20 protein-coding genes are annotated in these 15,952 nt (G+C 43.1%); 8 read left to right on the top strand and 12 right to left on the bottom strand.

Features of this window, described 5'->3' with window-relative positions; genetic code table 11:
* Positions 1 to 6: 6 nt before the first annotated feature.
* The 4 genes from FB479_RS03895 to yneA form a co-directional block, all read right to left on the bottom strand.
* Positions 7 to 2,256 carry a HelD family protein gene (locus FB479_RS03895; protein ID WP_142062546.1) on the bottom strand — a complete coding sequence of 750 codons (2,250 nt, stop codon included), beginning with the start codon at positions 2,254 to 2,256 and terminating at the stop codon, positions 7 to 9.
* Positions 2,257 to 2,294: 38 nt separating this feature from the next.
* On the bottom strand, positions 2,295 to 2,660 hold the full coding sequence (gene crcB / locus FB479_RS03890) for a fluoride efflux transporter CrcB (RefSeq protein ID WP_106656520.1): 366 nt from the start codon (positions 2,658 to 2,660) through the stop codon (positions 2,295 to 2,297).
* 97 nt (positions 2,661 to 2,757) lie between these two features.
* Entirely contained in the window at positions 2,758 to 2,955 is a 198-nt protein-coding gene (locus FB479_RS03885) for a DUF896 domain-containing protein (protein WP_106656521.1), read from the bottom strand.
* 76 nt (positions 2,956 to 3,031) lie between these two features.
* Entirely contained in the window at positions 3,032 to 3,370 is a 339-nt protein-coding gene (gene yneA, locus FB479_RS03880) for a cell division suppressor protein YneA (RefSeq protein ID WP_106656522.1), read from the bottom strand.
* A 162-nt stretch (positions 3,371 to 3,532) separates the two neighbouring features.
* Between yneA and lexA the strand changes: the two genes are divergently transcribed.
* Positions 3,533 to 4,156 carry a transcriptional repressor LexA gene (gene lexA, locus FB479_RS03875; RefSeq protein ID WP_007718939.1) on the top strand — a complete coding sequence of 208 codons (624 nt, stop codon included), beginning with the start codon at positions 3,533 to 3,535 and terminating at the stop codon, positions 4,154 to 4,156.
* Between the two features lie 50 nt (positions 4,157 to 4,206).
* Here the strand turns inward: lexA and FB479_RS03870 are convergent, their stop codons facing one another.
* Positions 4,207 to 4,692: a DUF456 domain-containing protein gene (locus tag FB479_RS03870; RefSeq protein WP_142062543.1), complete on the bottom strand. Its 486-nt coding sequence runs from the start codon at positions 4,690 to 4,692 to the stop codon at positions 4,207 to 4,209.
* 108 nt (positions 4,693 to 4,800) lie between these two features.
* On the opposite strand from FB479_RS03870, the gene FB479_RS03865 reads away from it, so the two are divergent.
* Positions 4,801 to 5,376: a DUF4269 domain-containing protein gene (locus tag FB479_RS03865; RefSeq protein ID WP_106656524.1), complete on the top strand. Its 576-nt coding sequence runs from the start codon at positions 4,801 to 4,803 to the stop codon at positions 5,374 to 5,376.
* Here the strand turns inward: FB479_RS03865 and FB479_RS03860 are convergent.
* On the bottom strand, positions 5,373 to 6,062 hold the full coding sequence (locus FB479_RS03860) for an SOS response-associated peptidase (RefSeq protein ID WP_142062540.1): 690 nt from the start codon (positions 6,060 to 6,062) through the stop codon (positions 5,373 to 5,375). The genes FB479_RS03865 and FB479_RS03860 overlap by 4 nt on opposite strands.
* 86 nt (positions 6,063 to 6,148) lie before the next feature.
* On the bottom strand, positions 6,149 to 7,039 hold the full coding sequence (locus tag FB479_RS03855; RefSeq protein ID WP_142062537.1) for a GNAT family N-acetyltransferase: 891 nt from the start codon (positions 7,037 to 7,039) through the stop codon (positions 6,149 to 6,151).
* Between the two features lie 688 nt (positions 7,040 to 7,727).
* On the opposite strand from FB479_RS03855, the gene FB479_RS03850 reads away from it, so the two are divergent.
* Both FB479_RS03850 and FB479_RS03845 read left to right on the top strand, forming a co-directional pair.
* Positions 7,728 to 7,991: a CD3324 family protein gene (locus FB479_RS03850; protein ID WP_106656527.1), complete on the top strand. Its 264-nt coding sequence runs from the start codon at positions 7,728 to 7,730 to the stop codon at positions 7,989 to 7,991.
* A 159-nt stretch (positions 7,992 to 8,150) separates the two neighbouring features.
* The gene (locus FB479_RS03845) at positions 8,151 to 8,789 is read left to right on the top strand and encodes a FusB/FusC family EF-G-binding protein (protein WP_106656528.1); all 639 of its coding nucleotides are present in this window, start codon (positions 8,151 to 8,153) and stop codon (positions 8,787 to 8,789) included.
* Between the two features lie 63 nt (positions 8,790 to 8,852).
* Here the strand turns inward: FB479_RS03845 and FB479_RS03840 are convergent, their stop codons facing one another.
* The 4 genes from FB479_RS03840 to FB479_RS03825 all read right to left on the bottom strand — a co-directional run bounded on the left by FB479_RS03840 (position 8,853) and on the right by FB479_RS03825 (position 11,490).
* A complete protein-coding gene (locus FB479_RS03840; protein WP_142062535.1) occupies positions 8,853 to 9,368 on the bottom strand; it encodes an SRPBCC domain-containing protein in 516 nt (171 codons plus the stop codon).
* Positions 9,369 to 9,399: 31 nt separating this feature from the next.
* A complete protein-coding gene (locus tag FB479_RS03835) occupies positions 9,400 to 9,744 on the bottom strand; it encodes an ArsR/SmtB family transcription factor (protein WP_106656530.1) in 345 nt (114 codons plus the stop codon).
* 162 nt (positions 9,745 to 9,906) lie between these two features.
* Positions 9,907 to 10,872 carry an SDR family NAD(P)-dependent oxidoreductase gene (locus FB479_RS03830; RefSeq protein WP_142062532.1) on the bottom strand — a complete coding sequence of 322 codons (966 nt, stop codon included), beginning with the start codon at positions 10,870 to 10,872 and terminating at the stop codon, positions 9,907 to 9,909.
* Positions 10,873 to 10,983: 111 nt separating this feature from the next.
* Positions 10,984 to 11,490 carry a TetR/AcrR family transcriptional regulator gene (locus tag FB479_RS03825; RefSeq protein WP_106656532.1) on the bottom strand — a complete coding sequence of 169 codons (507 nt, stop codon included), beginning with the start codon at positions 11,488 to 11,490 and terminating at the stop codon, positions 10,984 to 10,986.
* Between the two features lie 1,013 nt (positions 11,491 to 12,503).
* Between FB479_RS03825 and FB479_RS30370 the strand changes: the two genes are divergently transcribed.
* The 3 genes from FB479_RS30370 (at position 12,504) to yjcZ (ending at position 13,903) form a co-directional block, all read left to right on the top strand.
* Positions 12,504 to 12,641, top strand: a complete 138-nt coding sequence (locus FB479_RS30370) for a hypothetical protein (RefSeq protein ID WP_164724472.1) — start codon at positions 12,504 to 12,506, stop codon at positions 12,639 to 12,641.
* A gap of 300 nt (positions 12,642 to 12,941) precedes the next feature.
* Entirely contained in the window at positions 12,942 to 13,208 is a 267-nt protein-coding gene (locus tag FB479_RS03820) for a hypothetical protein (protein WP_255438264.1), read from the top strand.
* Positions 13,209 to 13,816: 608 nt separating this feature from the next.
* A complete protein-coding gene (yjcZ, locus tag FB479_RS03815; protein ID WP_083995000.1) occupies positions 13,817 to 13,903 on the top strand; it encodes a sporulation protein YjcZ in 87 nt (28 codons plus the stop codon).
* A gap of 459 nt (positions 13,904 to 14,362) precedes the next feature.
* Here yjcZ and FB479_RS30365 read toward each other — a convergent pair whose 3' ends face one another.
* The gene (locus tag FB479_RS30365; RefSeq protein ID WP_185746327.1) at positions 14,363 to 14,518 is read right to left on the bottom strand and encodes a hypothetical protein; all 156 of its coding nucleotides are present in this window, start codon (positions 14,516 to 14,518) and stop codon (positions 14,363 to 14,365) included.
* A 195-nt stretch (positions 14,519 to 14,713) separates the two neighbouring features.
* On the opposite strand from FB479_RS30365, the gene FB479_RS03810 reads away from it, so the two are divergent.
* Positions 14,714 to 15,706, top strand: a complete 993-nt coding sequence (locus tag FB479_RS03810) for a GNAT family N-acetyltransferase (RefSeq protein ID WP_142062530.1) — start codon at positions 14,714 to 14,716, stop codon at positions 15,704 to 15,706.
* The last annotated feature ends 246 nt before the right edge of the window (positions 15,707 to 15,952 follow it).

Here is a 15,952-nt window from a genome sequence, read left to right as displayed (position 1 = left end):
CGTTTCTTATTCGTCAGTAGCCATGGTGTACAGCTCTGTCGGTAAATCTTTCAGCAACGGTGAAGAAACGCCATCAACCTGCGTCAAAACAAGTCGATGGACCGGACGCGTCATCGCGACATACAATAATTTTGCGTCCCATTCATTATTTTGATAGGCGTCTATATCCAGTAAAATGACCACATCGAACTGCAAGCCTTTCGTTAAAAAAGCAGGCATGACGGTGACGCCACCCGGAAATTGGTTATCCTTGCTGCCTAACAGAGTCAGATCAGCGACCTTGTCTTGCAGGCCTTTATGTGCTTTTTTACTGGCTTGAATGGTTTTCGCTACGATCGCAATCGTTTTGAAGCCTTTCGACTGGTAGGCAGCCACACGCGAAGAGATGTCCTCCCACAGTTGCACTCGTGAACGAGCCTTAACCATGATTGGTTTTTCACCATGCCGCAAAACCGGTTTTGCCAATACCGTCTCTGGCAATTCAATTTGCCGCAACACTTCATTGGCACAGCGCATGATTTCTATTGTCGAACGATAGCTTTGCGACAACGTATAATAGGAAGGAAACAGATGTGCAAAAATCCCCTTCGTCAACTCTTCCCACGCATGAATCCCTCGGTAGCTATGAATGCCTTGCGCAATATCTCCCACGATCGTGAGCGAGTTTCGCTTGGTTGCCAATGCAATCACGGCTATTTCTAACGCACTCAAGTCTTGTGCCTCATCCACGACCGTATGATCAAAATGTTCCGCTTTATTCATTCCTTCAACAATATGCTGCAAATATAGCAATGGCGCGATATCTTCCGGTTCCAATCTCTCCTCTGCAAACAGCGCAGCACTTGACTGCGTCACATCACGAACAACTTCGTCTGAAATGTCAGCAGGTACGAGCTTGCGCAGCAATTCCTCGTCAGCAATCAACTCGCGATAAGCTGCGAAGATCTCCAGTCTTGGAAACGAAGTCAGGTACGTATCCAGTATTTGCTCCAGCATTTTCTCGAATTTGTACAAGCCTTCTTTGTCCAAATCGACTTTTCGCTCTCGCAAATGGGCAAACAATTGCTTGTTCATTTCTTGTTTCAAATGCTTGCGAAGCGCTTCTACCCGGCGATGATACGGCATATTCGCGAATTGCTCCAGGAAGCACTGACGAATAAAATCACCGGGAATGGAAAAGACTTGCTTCGTTTTGTTGTATAAAAAGCTGAGCTTCTTAAAAGGGATTCTTGTTTCGACGATATGCCGAATGTACTGCTCCAGTGCCTCTCGACAAGCGAGCGATCCTTTGAAGCGAAGCCTGTTTCGCGTCATTTCTTGCTGGCGCTCATCCTGCCCCTCTTCGAAGAACAATTGAAGAGGCTTATCTGGACTCACGATTCTCCATCCTTTTGGCAGCAGAGGCTTCACAAGACGCGCTGCCCAATCTACAAAGGTAGACTGTTGAACGTCATCGACTCCCAGCTCAGGTAAAACCTCGGATATGTAGGTAAGAAACATCCGGTTAGGTGCAAACACCATGAACTTTTTGGACATCATGGAATCCTGGTAGTTATAAATCAAATAGGAGAGTCGGTGCAGCGCGATGGTCGTTTTTCCGCTCCCCGCTACTCCTTGCACAACAATGGGTCGTTCTTTTTCCGCCCGGATTATATCATTTTGCTCGGATTGAATCGTAGCGACGATGTCTTTTAGCCTGCTATCGTTTGCCTGATTCAGATTGGCAGCCAAAAACTCATCAATGAAGCCCTCTTGCAAAAATTCGTCGGGATGCCCCATTTCGCGGTTAATCGTTTCTTTTACCGCTCCATCATAGATGCCGACGATCTTTCCGTCTTCAATCGCAAAATTACGCTTTAATCGAACTTCACCACGTACGATCTCGCGTCCCATCCGGTAAAACGCGTCTTTGCTCTCACCAGAGTAATAAAGACCGGCGATAGGCGCACGCCAATCTACGACGACAGAATCAAATGTATCGCTACGTACAATTCCTCGTTTTCCTATGTAGACCTGATCCAGCTCGTAGATTTCATCCTTCAAGAAATCCACTCTGCCGAAATAAGGCTTCTCTCGACCCTGATCTTCCAGGTAGCGCAAATCCTTTGCCTTTTTATAGTTCACGACCTGTTTCACATAGTCATCCGTTGCCTCGCGAATATCATTGCGAAGCTGCTCCATTTCTTCGTCGATCGCTGAAATGGTTTCATCCAGCTTTTTTTGTTCCAATTCATAATCACGATGCTGTGTACTCACATTCATTCCCCCTCACATGTATCGTGTCATTGAACGTATCAGGACCATTGCCTAGCCAACCATATTCCAACCGCACAAGAGAGTAGGCCGACTCCCAAACTGAGAAGAGCGTACAAAGTGCCACGCAACAGGTGACCTTCTCCCCAAAAAGAGACCACTTCCAAGGAGAAGCTAGAGAAAGTCGTAAATCCTCCCATGACACCCGTTGCAAATAAGAGATAGAGCGTTGGAGATAAAATGTCGCGTTCTTTCCCCAGCACGAACAAGATGCCGATGATCAAAGATCCACAAACATTGGCAATCCAGGTTCCCCACGGCCATCCCGGCTGATTCGCGAGCAAAGACAATAGGTAGCGCACAAGAGAGCCAACTGCTCCTCCAACCGCCACAGCTATCCACGCCATCGCTTTCCCTCCCCTGGCTATCAAAACCGTATGTATGTTACAGAAAAAGACACCCTAGCTTCAAGCGAGGATGTCTGTCGTATCAGTAATTGTTATCTTACTGTTTTGGCTTATTTTCTTCAAGGTCTTCCACATAACGGATGGAGTCCAAATTTGCTTTCAATGAAAGCTTAACGGCGTCAATATACTTTTGGCGCAATGCTTTTTGTTCGAGCTTTTCCTCTTCGGTCAAACCTTCTTCGCGAGATTTTTTGACCAATTCGTTAATGCGTTTAATTTCTGCGTCAGATACCACTGCTGGTTCCTCCCACTCTGTAGTAGTGCCGCTTCATTATACCACATACGAATGATCCCGCAAGACAGCCGAACACTTATGGGGTATCAGGAAGGATGAGAGTCTGACCCGGGTAAATCCTGTTGCTCTCTAAACCGTTCGCATCCTTAATCTCTATTATATAGTCACGAACATCCATATGCTGATTTGTATTGTATTGAACAGCTAATGACCATAGGCTATCTCCGGATTGTACAGTTACCTCTCTACCCTTTGGCTCCTCCATTGGCGAAGAAGCAAACACTAGTTCGGTCAACAAGTAAAAAAAGAGAGTAAATGTAATAAGAAACAAGAGAGCTTGTCCTCTCGTGATACCAAAACGAACACGGCGTTCTTCTTTTTTCTCGAAACGATTACGTACTGTCGATGAATTCATGATAATGGCCCCCTCACAAACATACGTTCTGATCACTTGTAACCTCATGATAAATGAGAACATATGTTCATGTCAACAAATAATCGAACTTATGTTTGTCGAACGCAAGCTCCCATGGTATAATATAGGAAAATATGTTCGAGAAATCAGGGGTGTCTTTCTATGTCAAAATTATCGAGTAGACAACAAGCCATCATCGAGTTCATACGAAAGGAAGTTCGTGATAAAGGATATCCGCCATCTGTACGTGAAATTGGAGAAGCTGTTGGACTAGCTTCCAGCTCAACGGTACATGGGCATTTGGCACGTTTAGAGAAAAAAGGCCTCATTCGTCGAGATCCTACCAAACCTCGTGCCATCGAATTGCTATCAGATGAAGATCGTTTTCAAGACAATTTCGAAGACTCTGTCGTCCGTGTGCCAGTAATCGGAAAAGTAACCGCTGGACAACCGATTACTGCCATTGAGGATGTGGAAGAATACTTCCCGCTTCCAGATAATATCGTGACTTCTGACAAGGTCTATATGCTGCGCGTCTCCGGGAACAGTATGATTGATGCCGGGATTCTCGACGGGGACTACGTAATTGTTCGCCAACAGCACGTAGCGAACAATGGTGACATTGTCGTAGCCATGACAGAAGAAGACGAAGCCACCGTCAAAAGATTTTTCAAAGAAAAGAACCACTTCCGTCTCCAACCGGAAAATGCCACGATGGAACCGATCATTCTGGAACATGTCACCATTCTCGGTAAAGTCATCGGTGTCTATCGACTCATTCACTAGTTTCCACGTAAAAAAGGACAGCCGAGGCTGTCCTTTTCGTTTTCTGTATGTTATCTGGCGATAAAAAACCAGATGATCATTGTAACTTGCAAAATGACTTTTACGACCGCACTGCCCAAAAATCCGATCAGTGAGCCTACGCCCGCTTTCACTGCTCGCTCCATTGACTGCTTCTGTACCATCAGTTCTACCAGAACGACAAATACGAACGGCAAGATCAGCATACCAAACGGTGGGAAAACGAAAATCCCGAGGATAATTCCGACCGCAGCCGCAACGGACGACCACTTGGACCCCCCGTACCTTTTCACGAAGTACATGTTCGTCAGTAAGTCAGCACCGTATAGCAGAATGCTTAGAACGACCATTCCCCACCAAAAGGATGCCGGCAATCCCGCTCCCGGATCTGCAATGAAAAAGTGATAGAGCAAAAAGCCCGCCCACAGCAAGATCGTATCAGGTAAAACGGGTAAAAAAATTCCTGCGATGCTTAGCAAGAACAATAACACAACCACGACCCACAAAAATATTTCCATCCACTACACTCCCTTCATCTAGGTATACGAGTAATGACCGATTTCGTTGCGTACTTATTCACTTTTGTCTAAACTATTTTAAAAGAAAGTAGACATGGAGGTAGTCTCATGAGAAATTGGCATGATCTCTCTTACTTGGGCAGAGGAACGATGCGCCAAAAAGCGGCGTGGGCAGCGATTCAACATACGCACATCATGAAAGTACTATCCGATTACCGCCCAGTGCTTGCCGGAACCATCCCATTAGACATTGATGTCAAGGAAAGCGATCTAGACATTATTTGCGAAAGTCATGATCTGGAACAGTTTGAGCAAGCTGTTCGTACAGCGTTTGGCTGCTTGCCCGGATTTGAAGTGACATACCTGGATGTAAAAAGTATTCCCACGTGCGTTATCTCGTTTTTCACAGCTGACTTTTGGTTTGAATTGTTTGCTCAACCGGTGGCTGTCGAAAAGCAAAATGCCTACCGTCATATGGACATTGAAGCACGATTGTTAGACATAGGAGGCTTGGATGCGTACCAACATATCAGATCTCTGAAGCAAAGCGGCATCAAAACAGAGCCTGCATTTGCTCGATACTTTCATATTCCGGGTAATGATCCCTATGAGGCATTGTTGCAATTGGAGCCGTTAACCGACCAGGAATTACGACAAAGAATTCAGCTCCTGCGAAAGGATTAATCTTCGAACAAAGAACCGATGTCTACTTCTTGAATACAGGAAGGATCATCATTTTTGGGACTGCCCACTTTGGTAGATACCGGATACACCGTCATCTCGCTGGAATCATAGGGGGTAAACAGTGACTGTAGCTGCAGCTGATCATACTTCTCCCGATCAAGCCATAAGTCCTCGTCATCTTTCTTTAAGATGACAGGCATTCGCTCATGTATATTCTTCATGAGCTCATTCGCCTTTGTCGTAACAATCGTGCAGGTATGTACTTTTTCTCCCTCTTGATTCGTCCACGTATCATACAGGCCAGCAAAAGCAAATGGTTCCCCGGTCTTCATCATGATCCGCATCGGTTGCTTCCCTGTAATGGCGTTCATCCACTCATAAAAGCTGTCAGCAGGAAGGATGCATCTCTTTCGGGCGAAAAGCTGTTTGAATGCGGGCTTTTCATTTAATGTCTCGCAACGCGCATTGATCATTTTGTAGCTGCTCTTCTCATCGGCAGCCCACGACGGCACTAACCCCCATCTCAACTGACCCATACGTCGCTCGCCACGATTAGCAATAATCGCTGGAATGAACTGACCCGGTGCAATATTGTACCGTGGCTTTGCATCAAATGGAATGACTTCGATTTGGAACCGTTCCTTCCATTTTTCCAAGTTCGTTACGAGAGTAAAACGGCCACACATGCTTTTCCCCTCACACCCTTCCATACTGGACGTCTGCTTTTTCTCTTCTACTTTACTGTTTCACCTGACGTGTCATTTCAAACCTTTTATGCGTGTGAAGTAAGCGGAAAACGAAAATGCTCTCTCTCCATTTTTAACGAGGGACGAACAAATAAGGCATCATCCGTCGTTGTCATCCATGCAGATTGGATCTTTTCATTCTCACTATCCGGCATAAAGTGAAAATGAATGATCGTTGTCTCAGCCGTTACCAAATGAGAAAGGACTGCTTCTATATCAACTGGTTTTTTACTTACTAGATCAAATACATGCAGGTGGTCATCTTCTTGTTCAAATAAGACAATCACATCCTCTTCTTCGACATAATAAATCGCATCCCGAAAAACGAGCAGAAAGTAAAACATCAACAGATGCTCGCTATCCTTGACGCCCAATTTCGATGAAACAGGAATTCGTTTGGCAGCAAATTCCTTCATGATGATAAAATCAACCTCATTATCAACATCTAGCTTGCGCAAGACCGACTTTTTTCCTACTTGCTTTTTCAAATCAGACGCCATTAAGCGAAAACTACTTTCCTGTACTCTCTCAAATCCGAACTTCGGATAAAAATCGAGCACAGTTTCGTTGGCAAACAAATAAATAAAATCGTATTCCTTCTCGCATGTTTGAAGAATATGGTTCATCAATTTCGCTGCCAATCCTTGGGTGCGATAAGCCGGGTGCGTCATGACCGTTCCGATCTGGAGTGCCTTATAGTCTTTACCATTGGATGTCACGACCATCTTACTGGCAGAAGCGTTGGCAATGACCTGGTCCCCATCCATATAGGAGTAGCAGACATAGTTGTCATTCCAAAAGCCCTTGTTATACCATTCTTTAAAATCGAGCTGAAAGATCAGCTTGGCGAGGTCATTAAAGCTTTCCTTGTATGTTTCGATATGCTTGTAGTCGCTAATCAAACGATATTCACCCATGTAAAAACCTCCCATTCTATTGTTAGTGCTGTTTGTCATCATCCATTCCTTTTCAGCAATCCCTTCTTTCCAATAAAAAAGACCACAAGAAGAATTCTCTTCTCATGGTCAAATTTATCGATGTGATAAAGACAGCTATCCCGAACAGAATAGATATCATGCACAAACGTGAAATTTGTTTTGATGAGATATAATGACTTCTAATCGCTTTTGGAAAAAAGGGGTAAAAAATAAACAAAGGGCATGCCCTTCATTTGACCTTTTCCCGTATAAAATTCAGTTAGAATTTTATTTAGCGATTGTCAGTTTCATCATATTCTATCAAAACCTCTTTTCACATTCGTTACCTTTACTATATTTGACTTTCAATAGGCTGTAAATGAGTAATTCATATGTTTTAGTTGCGTAAGTACCGTTATACAAAAAAGTCATTTTCTTATATAATTACAAATAGTCCCTTCGTATATAGGAAGGGAAAACCATACCTCGAGGGGGGTGTACCAATGGCGAATGCTCTCAATTTGCCACATACCGCAGCGGCTCATGCAAAGCCTAGAAATAGTGAGGCGATACTTTGCATGAGGTGGTCTTACGTTTAATCGAATCATCGCCTTCATTTGCGTATCTCATTTCCTATTTCTTGGCTTTGCCCCTTATTTGCCTATTTATAAATAAGGAGCGAGCAGAAATGAAATGTGTGAAAGCAAATTTAATCCTTCCTGAATCGTTACTCGCAGAAATTCAAAAGTACGTGCAAGGAGAAACCATTTACATTCCGAAGACAAAAGTAGCCCATCAAAGATGGGGGACGCGTACTGGCGGGAGAAAACTCCTGGATGAGCGGAATACGGCTATTAAAAGCAGCTTCCGGGCCGGGACGGCTATTTCTCAGTTAGCGGAGGAATACTTTTTGTCTACAGAGACGATTAAAAAGATCGTGTATACCAAATAGACGTTTATCAAGCACTGACGACCTTTCCATTCAGGTTGTCAGTGCTTTTTTATGGCGAGTTTTTTTAGGAAATGTCCTCCCCCCTTTCTCCTCTCTTGCAAACACGCTAAAGTAAAGAAGAACCCACATTACAAGACAGAAGCAAGGAGGAACCGAAAGATGGAACCTTTTATCCATACGCATCAGTATCACTTCATTAAATCACGCGTTCAAGCAATCATGAACGCCTATGCGACCAGTACAGACGTCAACGTGATTCGTGCTCGCAAAGAAATCGCCCATGAAGAAATCTTTCAGTTGTTCCCAAACATGACGGAAGAACAAAAAGAGATTTTGCAGCCGATTGACTCGATTAAAGAAAAAGCAGAAGGAAAGCAGTTTTTGCATCAACTTTCACCGTTTGTGATTCCATTCCCTGCTCTCACAGAGGCTTCCATTAAGAAGCTCTTTCCAAAAGTAAAGAAGCTGAAAGTCTCGAATTTAGCTGAGATCAATTTTTCAGAAATCTCTTATGTGAGCTGGCTAGACACTGCGACGGAAAAGAAATTTATTGTCGCTTACCACGAAGGAAAACTGATTGGCATACACGGACAATTTACAAACGTAAACAAAAAAGGCGTTTGTGCTCTCTGTAATCGCTTTGAGGAAATCGGCATGTTCGTACTCGAAGCAAAAGGTTCTGGGGATGGAACGTATTTGAAAAAAGGAAACTACATTTGCCAAGACAGTGTGACGTGCAATCAAAATATCATTTCGTTGGATAAGTTAAACGATTTTATCTCGCTAATGGTGAAATAAATCTTCAACGAAAAAGCAAAAGCCGCCGGGTCTCCATGCCAGGCGGCCTTTCCTATATGTCCCTTACTGGATCTCGTTCAGACTCTCTTCCAAACGATCCCATGTTTGGGTGATACCCTCTAGCATGCCCATGTCCATGACAGTCTTCAGTGCTTCTGCGGACACGTATTCACCACGGCTAACCAACTTCGTCTTGCCGCCCAAATCAATGAATTCCATCGTGACCTCTGTTGAAGGCATTGTATCATTCGTATTGCCTTCTGCATCTGAAAAGTAATCGGTATAGATGATTTTTTCCGGCTCGACAATTTCCTTATAAACGGCCTTGCCCCAAGATTCCATGCCGTAAAAATCACCTTGATTCTTATCGACACATTTCATGCAGTAGTGCCAAACACCGCCCGGTCGGAATTCGACATGACAAACCGGAAGTTCCCAGCCTTTCGGTCCCCACCAACGCTTGAGATGCTCAGGCTCCTTAAACATCTTGAACACGAGATCTCTGGGCGCGTCGAAAACACGCTCCAATATCAGCACCCGCTCATTCTCTACCTTTGAAACCATTGTATTTCTTGTCATAGCAATTCCTCCTCATTCATTTGAGTGGATCTCAAGAATTTTCCTTGTTTTGCAGTTCCCGCAAATAGTCTTCCAGATTATCGAATCTTTCTTCCATAACACGCTGGAATGATCTCACCCAAGAATCCAGCGCTCGGAAGGGCTCGGGCCTGAGTTTGTAAAATCGACGATTGGCTTCGGCCTTCACATCTACGATCCCGTTGTCACTAAGCACCTTCAAATGCTTCGAGGCTTGGGGTTGGCGAAGCCCCAGTTGTTCAGCGATTTCCCCTACAGTTAGAGGACCCTCGCGTAAAAGTTCGACGATTTTCATACGATTCGGTTCAGCCAAAGCACTCAGCGTCGCCATGTCCATGCCCGGATCCATCCCTGACATGTCACTCACCTCGTTACATGATGGATTCTACGTTCATCTCATCCCCTTCAGCGTTATTGTGATCATCTTGTTAGGTAAAATATACACCAACAGGAATATTCCTGTAAAGGAATATTTGAAGAAATATCTGTTAGTGATTAATCAATAACTAACCGCTAGCATTTATTTCATGGAAGTTCGATTCTGCAAATGCTGGATCGTTGCCGTTATACCCTCCTCGAAATTCGTCGCTGGGATCGGTCCAATAAGCCGTTTATATTTTTCTCCGCTAAGGATCAACGGTTTTTCGGTTAAGTACAGCATCTCGACAACCTCCTTCATCACCGGGACGAACATACCTAACAAAGACAAACCCATTTTCCCAAGAGGAATGACAGGTTTCACGGTGCCACTTGCTTTTTGGGCGATTTGGACAATGTCTCGACCGGAAATGATGCCTCCACCTGGAATATGCCAGTTTTGTCCATAAGCAAACTCACGGCTGGCCAACTCTACAATCATCTTCGCCGCATCCGGTAAATAAACAAACTCGCGAGGAACATGCATATTCCCAATGAAAAGCCCCGGTTTTCCAGCCGCAATTGCCTCAAGTGTGGAACCCAAATACGATGCTTGATTAGCAGTAGGTCCGTAATAATCCGGTAATCTGACAATCATCGTTCGCGCATGATCCCAGCGACTGCTAAACAGCATCTGTTCAAATGCCAATCTGATTTTTCCTTTCTTCGTATGCGGTTGCTTTGGATGCTCTTCCGTCACTGGTTCCATCCGCTTTCTTCCGTATGGATAAATGCCGTCTACTGCAACAACCTTCAAACCTTTCTTGTTGGCGGCTTCCATAACCGCTTCGCCAAGTGGGATCAGCTTATTTACCATCTCGTGATATGGGACGTTTGCACAATGGAAAAGTACATCCGCTCCTTCCGATGCTGCTACGATGTCTTGAGACCGGAATGCATCCCCGACGGCCAGGTACAAATGTGCTGGATGCCCCAGCTCTGACGCCATTTGTTCTAGCTTTTGTCGAGAACGCCCAAAAGCAATTGTTTCAACCCCTCGATTGATGAGTTCCGCCAAAATTGCCGCTCCCGTTCCGCCTGTTGCCCCGACTACAATCGCTTTTTTCATTCAGATCATCTCCACTTGTTTTATTTGTGATTGATCAATCACTAACTAATTTGAACTATAACGTTTTAGTTAGTGATTAGTCAATAACTAATTGTCGCATTTTTTTCTCCGCTACACCTCCATCAATTCTGGCATGTCCAAAGCCGCTGAAATATTACACAGCATTCCTCTTGCCAGGAAAATTAGTGTTCTCTCTTCCGGACTCGCGATGCCCGCTTCACGAAAAGCTGTTAGGACAATCTGACGAACCTCCCGAAATCCTTCGCGCATTGCCTCTCGAATCGAAGGCTCTTGAATCGTCTGGGACTGCATTTGAAGAAGTATTTCATTTTGATGGGAAGCCAAAATCTTTTCATATGCCTTGATTAAATCTGTTTCCACTTGCTCTTTGGATGTGGACTCCACAACGAGACGGAAAGAGTCAATGATTCGCTCCCACGAAGCCTCCAAGGCTGCCTGTAACAGAGCTTCCTTCGATGCAAAAAACTTGAAAATATACGGCTGGGAAATCTTTGCACGCTCTGCCACTTGCGCTGTCGTTGCCCGGAAATATCCGATTTCAGCAAAAACTTCAATGGCAGCAGAAATGATTTCCGTTTTACGATTGACCGACGTCATTGCAAGATCGACTCCTTTTAGTGATTAATCAATAATAACTGATTATACGCCAGTTTGTGATGGGTTTCAAATGACGTGTAGCACTCTCATACAGACTTGCCACAAACCTCGCGATTGATGATGGGTGTTTGCTTGTTCTCACAGTTGCAAATGATTAAGAAAGCCTTGATGATTCTAGCAGTAAGCTCTGTTGTCGCGGTACCAGGCTTAGCCACAACCGCCCAAGGAGCAACACTCCCGTTACAGGGGCAGTCGGTCCCCTTCGCAGCAAGCACTACCCAATATGACTGGAAAGGGAAAGAAACTTCTTACGCTGTCCAACCAACAAGCTGACGTTGAAACTCCATCGACATCAGCTTGTTTCCTTTCCTATTTCAATTTCTAACACACTCTTTTTCTATGTCCTTTTACAAAGTGGCGGCTGCCGCTTGGCGCTGTATTCCAACAATAGTTAATGAAGAATGGAGAGACATAATTAGATGCTTTCAAGTGAGAGATCATTGAACGATAATTTTACATTGCCGCAGGTATCAGTCAGTTTCCTCTCTTGTTATCACAATTCGTAGTTTAATAACTAAGACAACGACATTTCATTAGCAGATTTTTATTTTCCGAATTTTTGGTATTTTTCATGTTAATTTGAGTGCATGTGTGTTACTATTAAATCGGAAGTTATATTTTTCCATTTAAGGAGGTGAATAACAATGTTGAAGAAATTACTTCAAAAAATAGGTGCTAACTCATACCGCTCATGCCCTCGGGAGTGCATTCCAGCAGGAAAACACTGTATGTGTCCTGCGTAATGTTAGATGGTACTTAAAAAAGGCCGTCCCAAAAACCATGTGCGTGGCGGAGGGATGGTCTTTTTCCGTCTAACTATTCATCAAAATTTCTTGACTGTTTTACGGATTCACTCTATGAGCACTCGCCAGCTACTCGATTTCTTTTCAGAATAGATGTTGTTCACGAGCCTATACTTTTTTTGAAGTTACACTTACGAGGGGGGAAGATTTATGAAAAAGCTTGCTCTGTTTGGTATTGCTGCTGCATTACTTTTATCGCTTTCATTTCCTGGGGTTAGCAGCGCAAAAGAACAACGCGTACCATGTGAAGCTGACGGGTATTGCGGATGGCCGACCTATAGCGTTTAACACCAAACATTCCAATAAAGACTGATATGAAATAGTAACGTAAAAGAAAGCAAAGTAAATTCTACATCGTTTATTTTAGTCAAACATCATACACCGACTGTTTAACGATCGGTATGATGTTTTTCTTTTTTCTCATTTGTAAAGTACGATTCGTGATACCACTATGAAAAAACATATATGAATGGAAACTTTCCATTACCGATTGGTAAAAGAACTGGTTTCATTTGCATTTCCTATTAAATCGTTTTCTCTGTGTTCCTCGTCTTATTAAACAAACGTATGTAGCAGGGAGAAGAAAGCATGAAAAGTCTTTTGAAAACGATGATTGGTTTGGCCTTTGCTTTTTGGTTCTTTATTCTTTGGGCCAATAAATCGCTTCTTTCAAGCGATATTCCAGTAACCATCTCGACCTGGGGCACGATCGTTTTCTCTTTCAGTTATCTCGTTTCTACGGTAGTAGCTCTTATCTATGTCAGGTTTACGCATAATGGAAAAATACATATCTTCCTGTCTATTCCTACACTTTTGTGGATTCTGATGCAGCGTAAATCTCCGAATTTTACCTAAAACAAATGCTACATCACTATATCCATGATTGTTCATGATCCTTCTTCAAGTGTTATTCATGAATCCCAGCTTTGCATTGGTCTCTTGAGAAAATAAGTTCAAATTTAGAAGAAATCACCTCAGATTATTTCCAAATTCTTCGAAAGGCTTGAAGCTTTAACTCCGAACATCGTGTTCAAATAAAATTCATGTTCTTATAATCACTTACCCACGATAATATGGTAATACATGGAAGATATATCTACCAAGGAGGTGAATGAACATGCTGAAGAAGCTCCTGAAAAAGTTAGGTTCAAATTATTCAATTGAGCCTTGCGGAGATTCATGCATTATTTATCATGGCAGATGCTTATGCCCTTGGTAGAGATAGCTACACTCACGAAAGTTCCAAGAAGGCTGTCCCGAATGCCATAAATGTGGCTAAGGGATGGTCTTTTTTCGTCATATCTCCCTGATTTTTTAACATAATTGAGTTTGTGGACATGACAGGTAACAGTTGGTTACATGCCCAAATTTCCCACTTGCTGTGATATCGCCCTTACATAGCTCCTCCATTTGCATAGCTTGAGTTTGAGGTTCTTCCTCATACTCTTGAAGGGGTGATATCGATGGGATTCTTTGACGACAATTTTGCTTTAGTTTTGGTTCTTTTCGTTTTATTAACAATTGTTGCTGTCAGCTGTGATGATTGCTAATATCCGTCCAATGTTTTTGGCGGCTTAGCTGCCCTCTTTCTCACTCTTAGACATAATTGAGCTTTGAGCCCATCTTTTTGTCCAATCCTCCCCCGTTACGCTTTAGTAGAAGTCGTGCAGTATTGCGGAGAGGTTAGATTTGGACACCCTGTCATACGACAAAACTTTTTCAGTGGTATGTCCTTCACCTACGATTTCAACAAAAAAGCCGCCCGGTTCTTCCCCCCGAGCGGCTTAACGCCTTTCACATCATCATGTTAGGAACCTAACAACTCGTCACTGTATAGCCCCCTTGCGATGGGCATTTTTTTAGTACAACCGATTTACCTCATTCTGCTGCCTCATCACAGTTTCTCTTATAGTAAATGGCATGCTCAGTACTCTGCCTAGCCAAGATTCTCCATTTCCATCGTCATCACGATAAAGGGGGTCCCATTGTTTACGAATGAGGCCGACTCTTTAAATCTCGCTCTTGTATAAACTATAATAGGTACCGTCTAATAGTTCCTGAAATGTTTCTGGAATATCTTCAAAATCATAAAAAGAATTTTCCTGCGGATATTTCCAAGTTGCGACTTGCTTTGCATCTATAATTGTCATCAACTGAAAGTTCATTTATTGCCCCTCCATAAAACCTTTAAAAACTCACTTCGTTTTTCAGAAAGCTACCCCCTGCTTTTGCTTCACCTTCTATACGAATTTTCTCCATGTTATTCTCCTCAGGACTTAAAGTACGAGTTGGATGAAGGAAACGAATTGCAATAGATTAAGAACAGCTTTATGATGATAAAAAACAGAGGTGTCCATTTCATGTATTTCATACCATTTACTGACGAGTTAATCTCAGAGGCTGGGCAACTATTGTCCAATCGTCATAGACTAGATCGAGAAATCCTTTCGGTACTACCCATTGAATGTGAAGAGGAAAATTATGCAACGACTGCTGTTAAAACGATATGGTCAAAACCAAACAGTAGCGGAGTCGCAGCAATTAAAGATGGTAAATTAATCGGTTACCTAATTGGACAAAAGATTGAAAATCCTCTTCGGGATCGACATGTCTGGATTAATTTGGAGGGTCATGCAATTTCTCGCAATACCTCTGTTGAATTATATAGAGATCTTTATTCAGAGGCTTCTCAACTATGGGTAGATGAGGGATATTTCAGTCATTTTGCACTCATTCCAGCCAGTCAACCGGAATTACTTCATTCTTGGTTCCGTTTAGGATTTGGCTTTGAACAAACACATGCATTACTCTCATTACTTGATCGGGAATCTCCCCTTCCCTTGAGCATCCCAGATGTTGAAATTCGCTTGGCATCCCCAGAAGATCGTAGTTTGGTAGAGGATATTGCAAATATGATTAGAACTCATCAAAATAAGGCACCCGTTTTTGGCTATTCTTTACGTGATGATCCTCAGGAATTACGTAAAGGTTATGCAGGTCTCCTTGATGATCATGATGTCGATTTCTGGATCGCCTTAAAAGATGGAAAAATTGTTTCTTTCCAAGGATATTTCCCCTTAGATACAAGTAATGTAAATTTGAATGTACCGGATCGTTGTGTTGAATTAGGAGTTGCTGGTACTCTAGATCAATTTCGCGGGCAAGGTATTAATTATGCACTTACTCTACATGGACTTGCCCATGCGAAGAAAAAAGGATATGTCTACTGCATGACAGATTGGAGAGAAACGAATTTACAATCTTCACGTTATTGGCCTCGTCAAGGTTTCCTTCCTGTTTCTTACAGAGTTTCTCGCCTTATTGATAGCAGAATAACCTCGGTAAAAGAGTAGTTCCAAATACCCGTCCCCTCCGGATATTTTGAAATACTGTATTCAAATAAATGTTTCACGAATCCGTCCAATTTTTACAAAATTCCTTCTAAGCTGATCTACTATAGATCAGCTTGTTTTCATATCTAACCCAAATGATCGCAAACCGCCACCTTATATACTAGCACCGTTCCCCCTCCTTATCTCCCTAACTATTCCTGTAAGTCACCCATTCTGATTAGTTAAGTTCATACACATTGTTGCTTG

This window comes from Brevibacillus sp. AG162 (assembly GCF_006715575.1).
Lineage (GTDB): Bacteria > Bacillota > Bacilli > Brevibacillales > Brevibacillaceae > Brevibacillus > Brevibacillus brevis.
The sequence above is the reverse complement of the archived record's forward strand: the minus strand, read 5'-3'. Positions and strand labels throughout refer to the sequence as shown.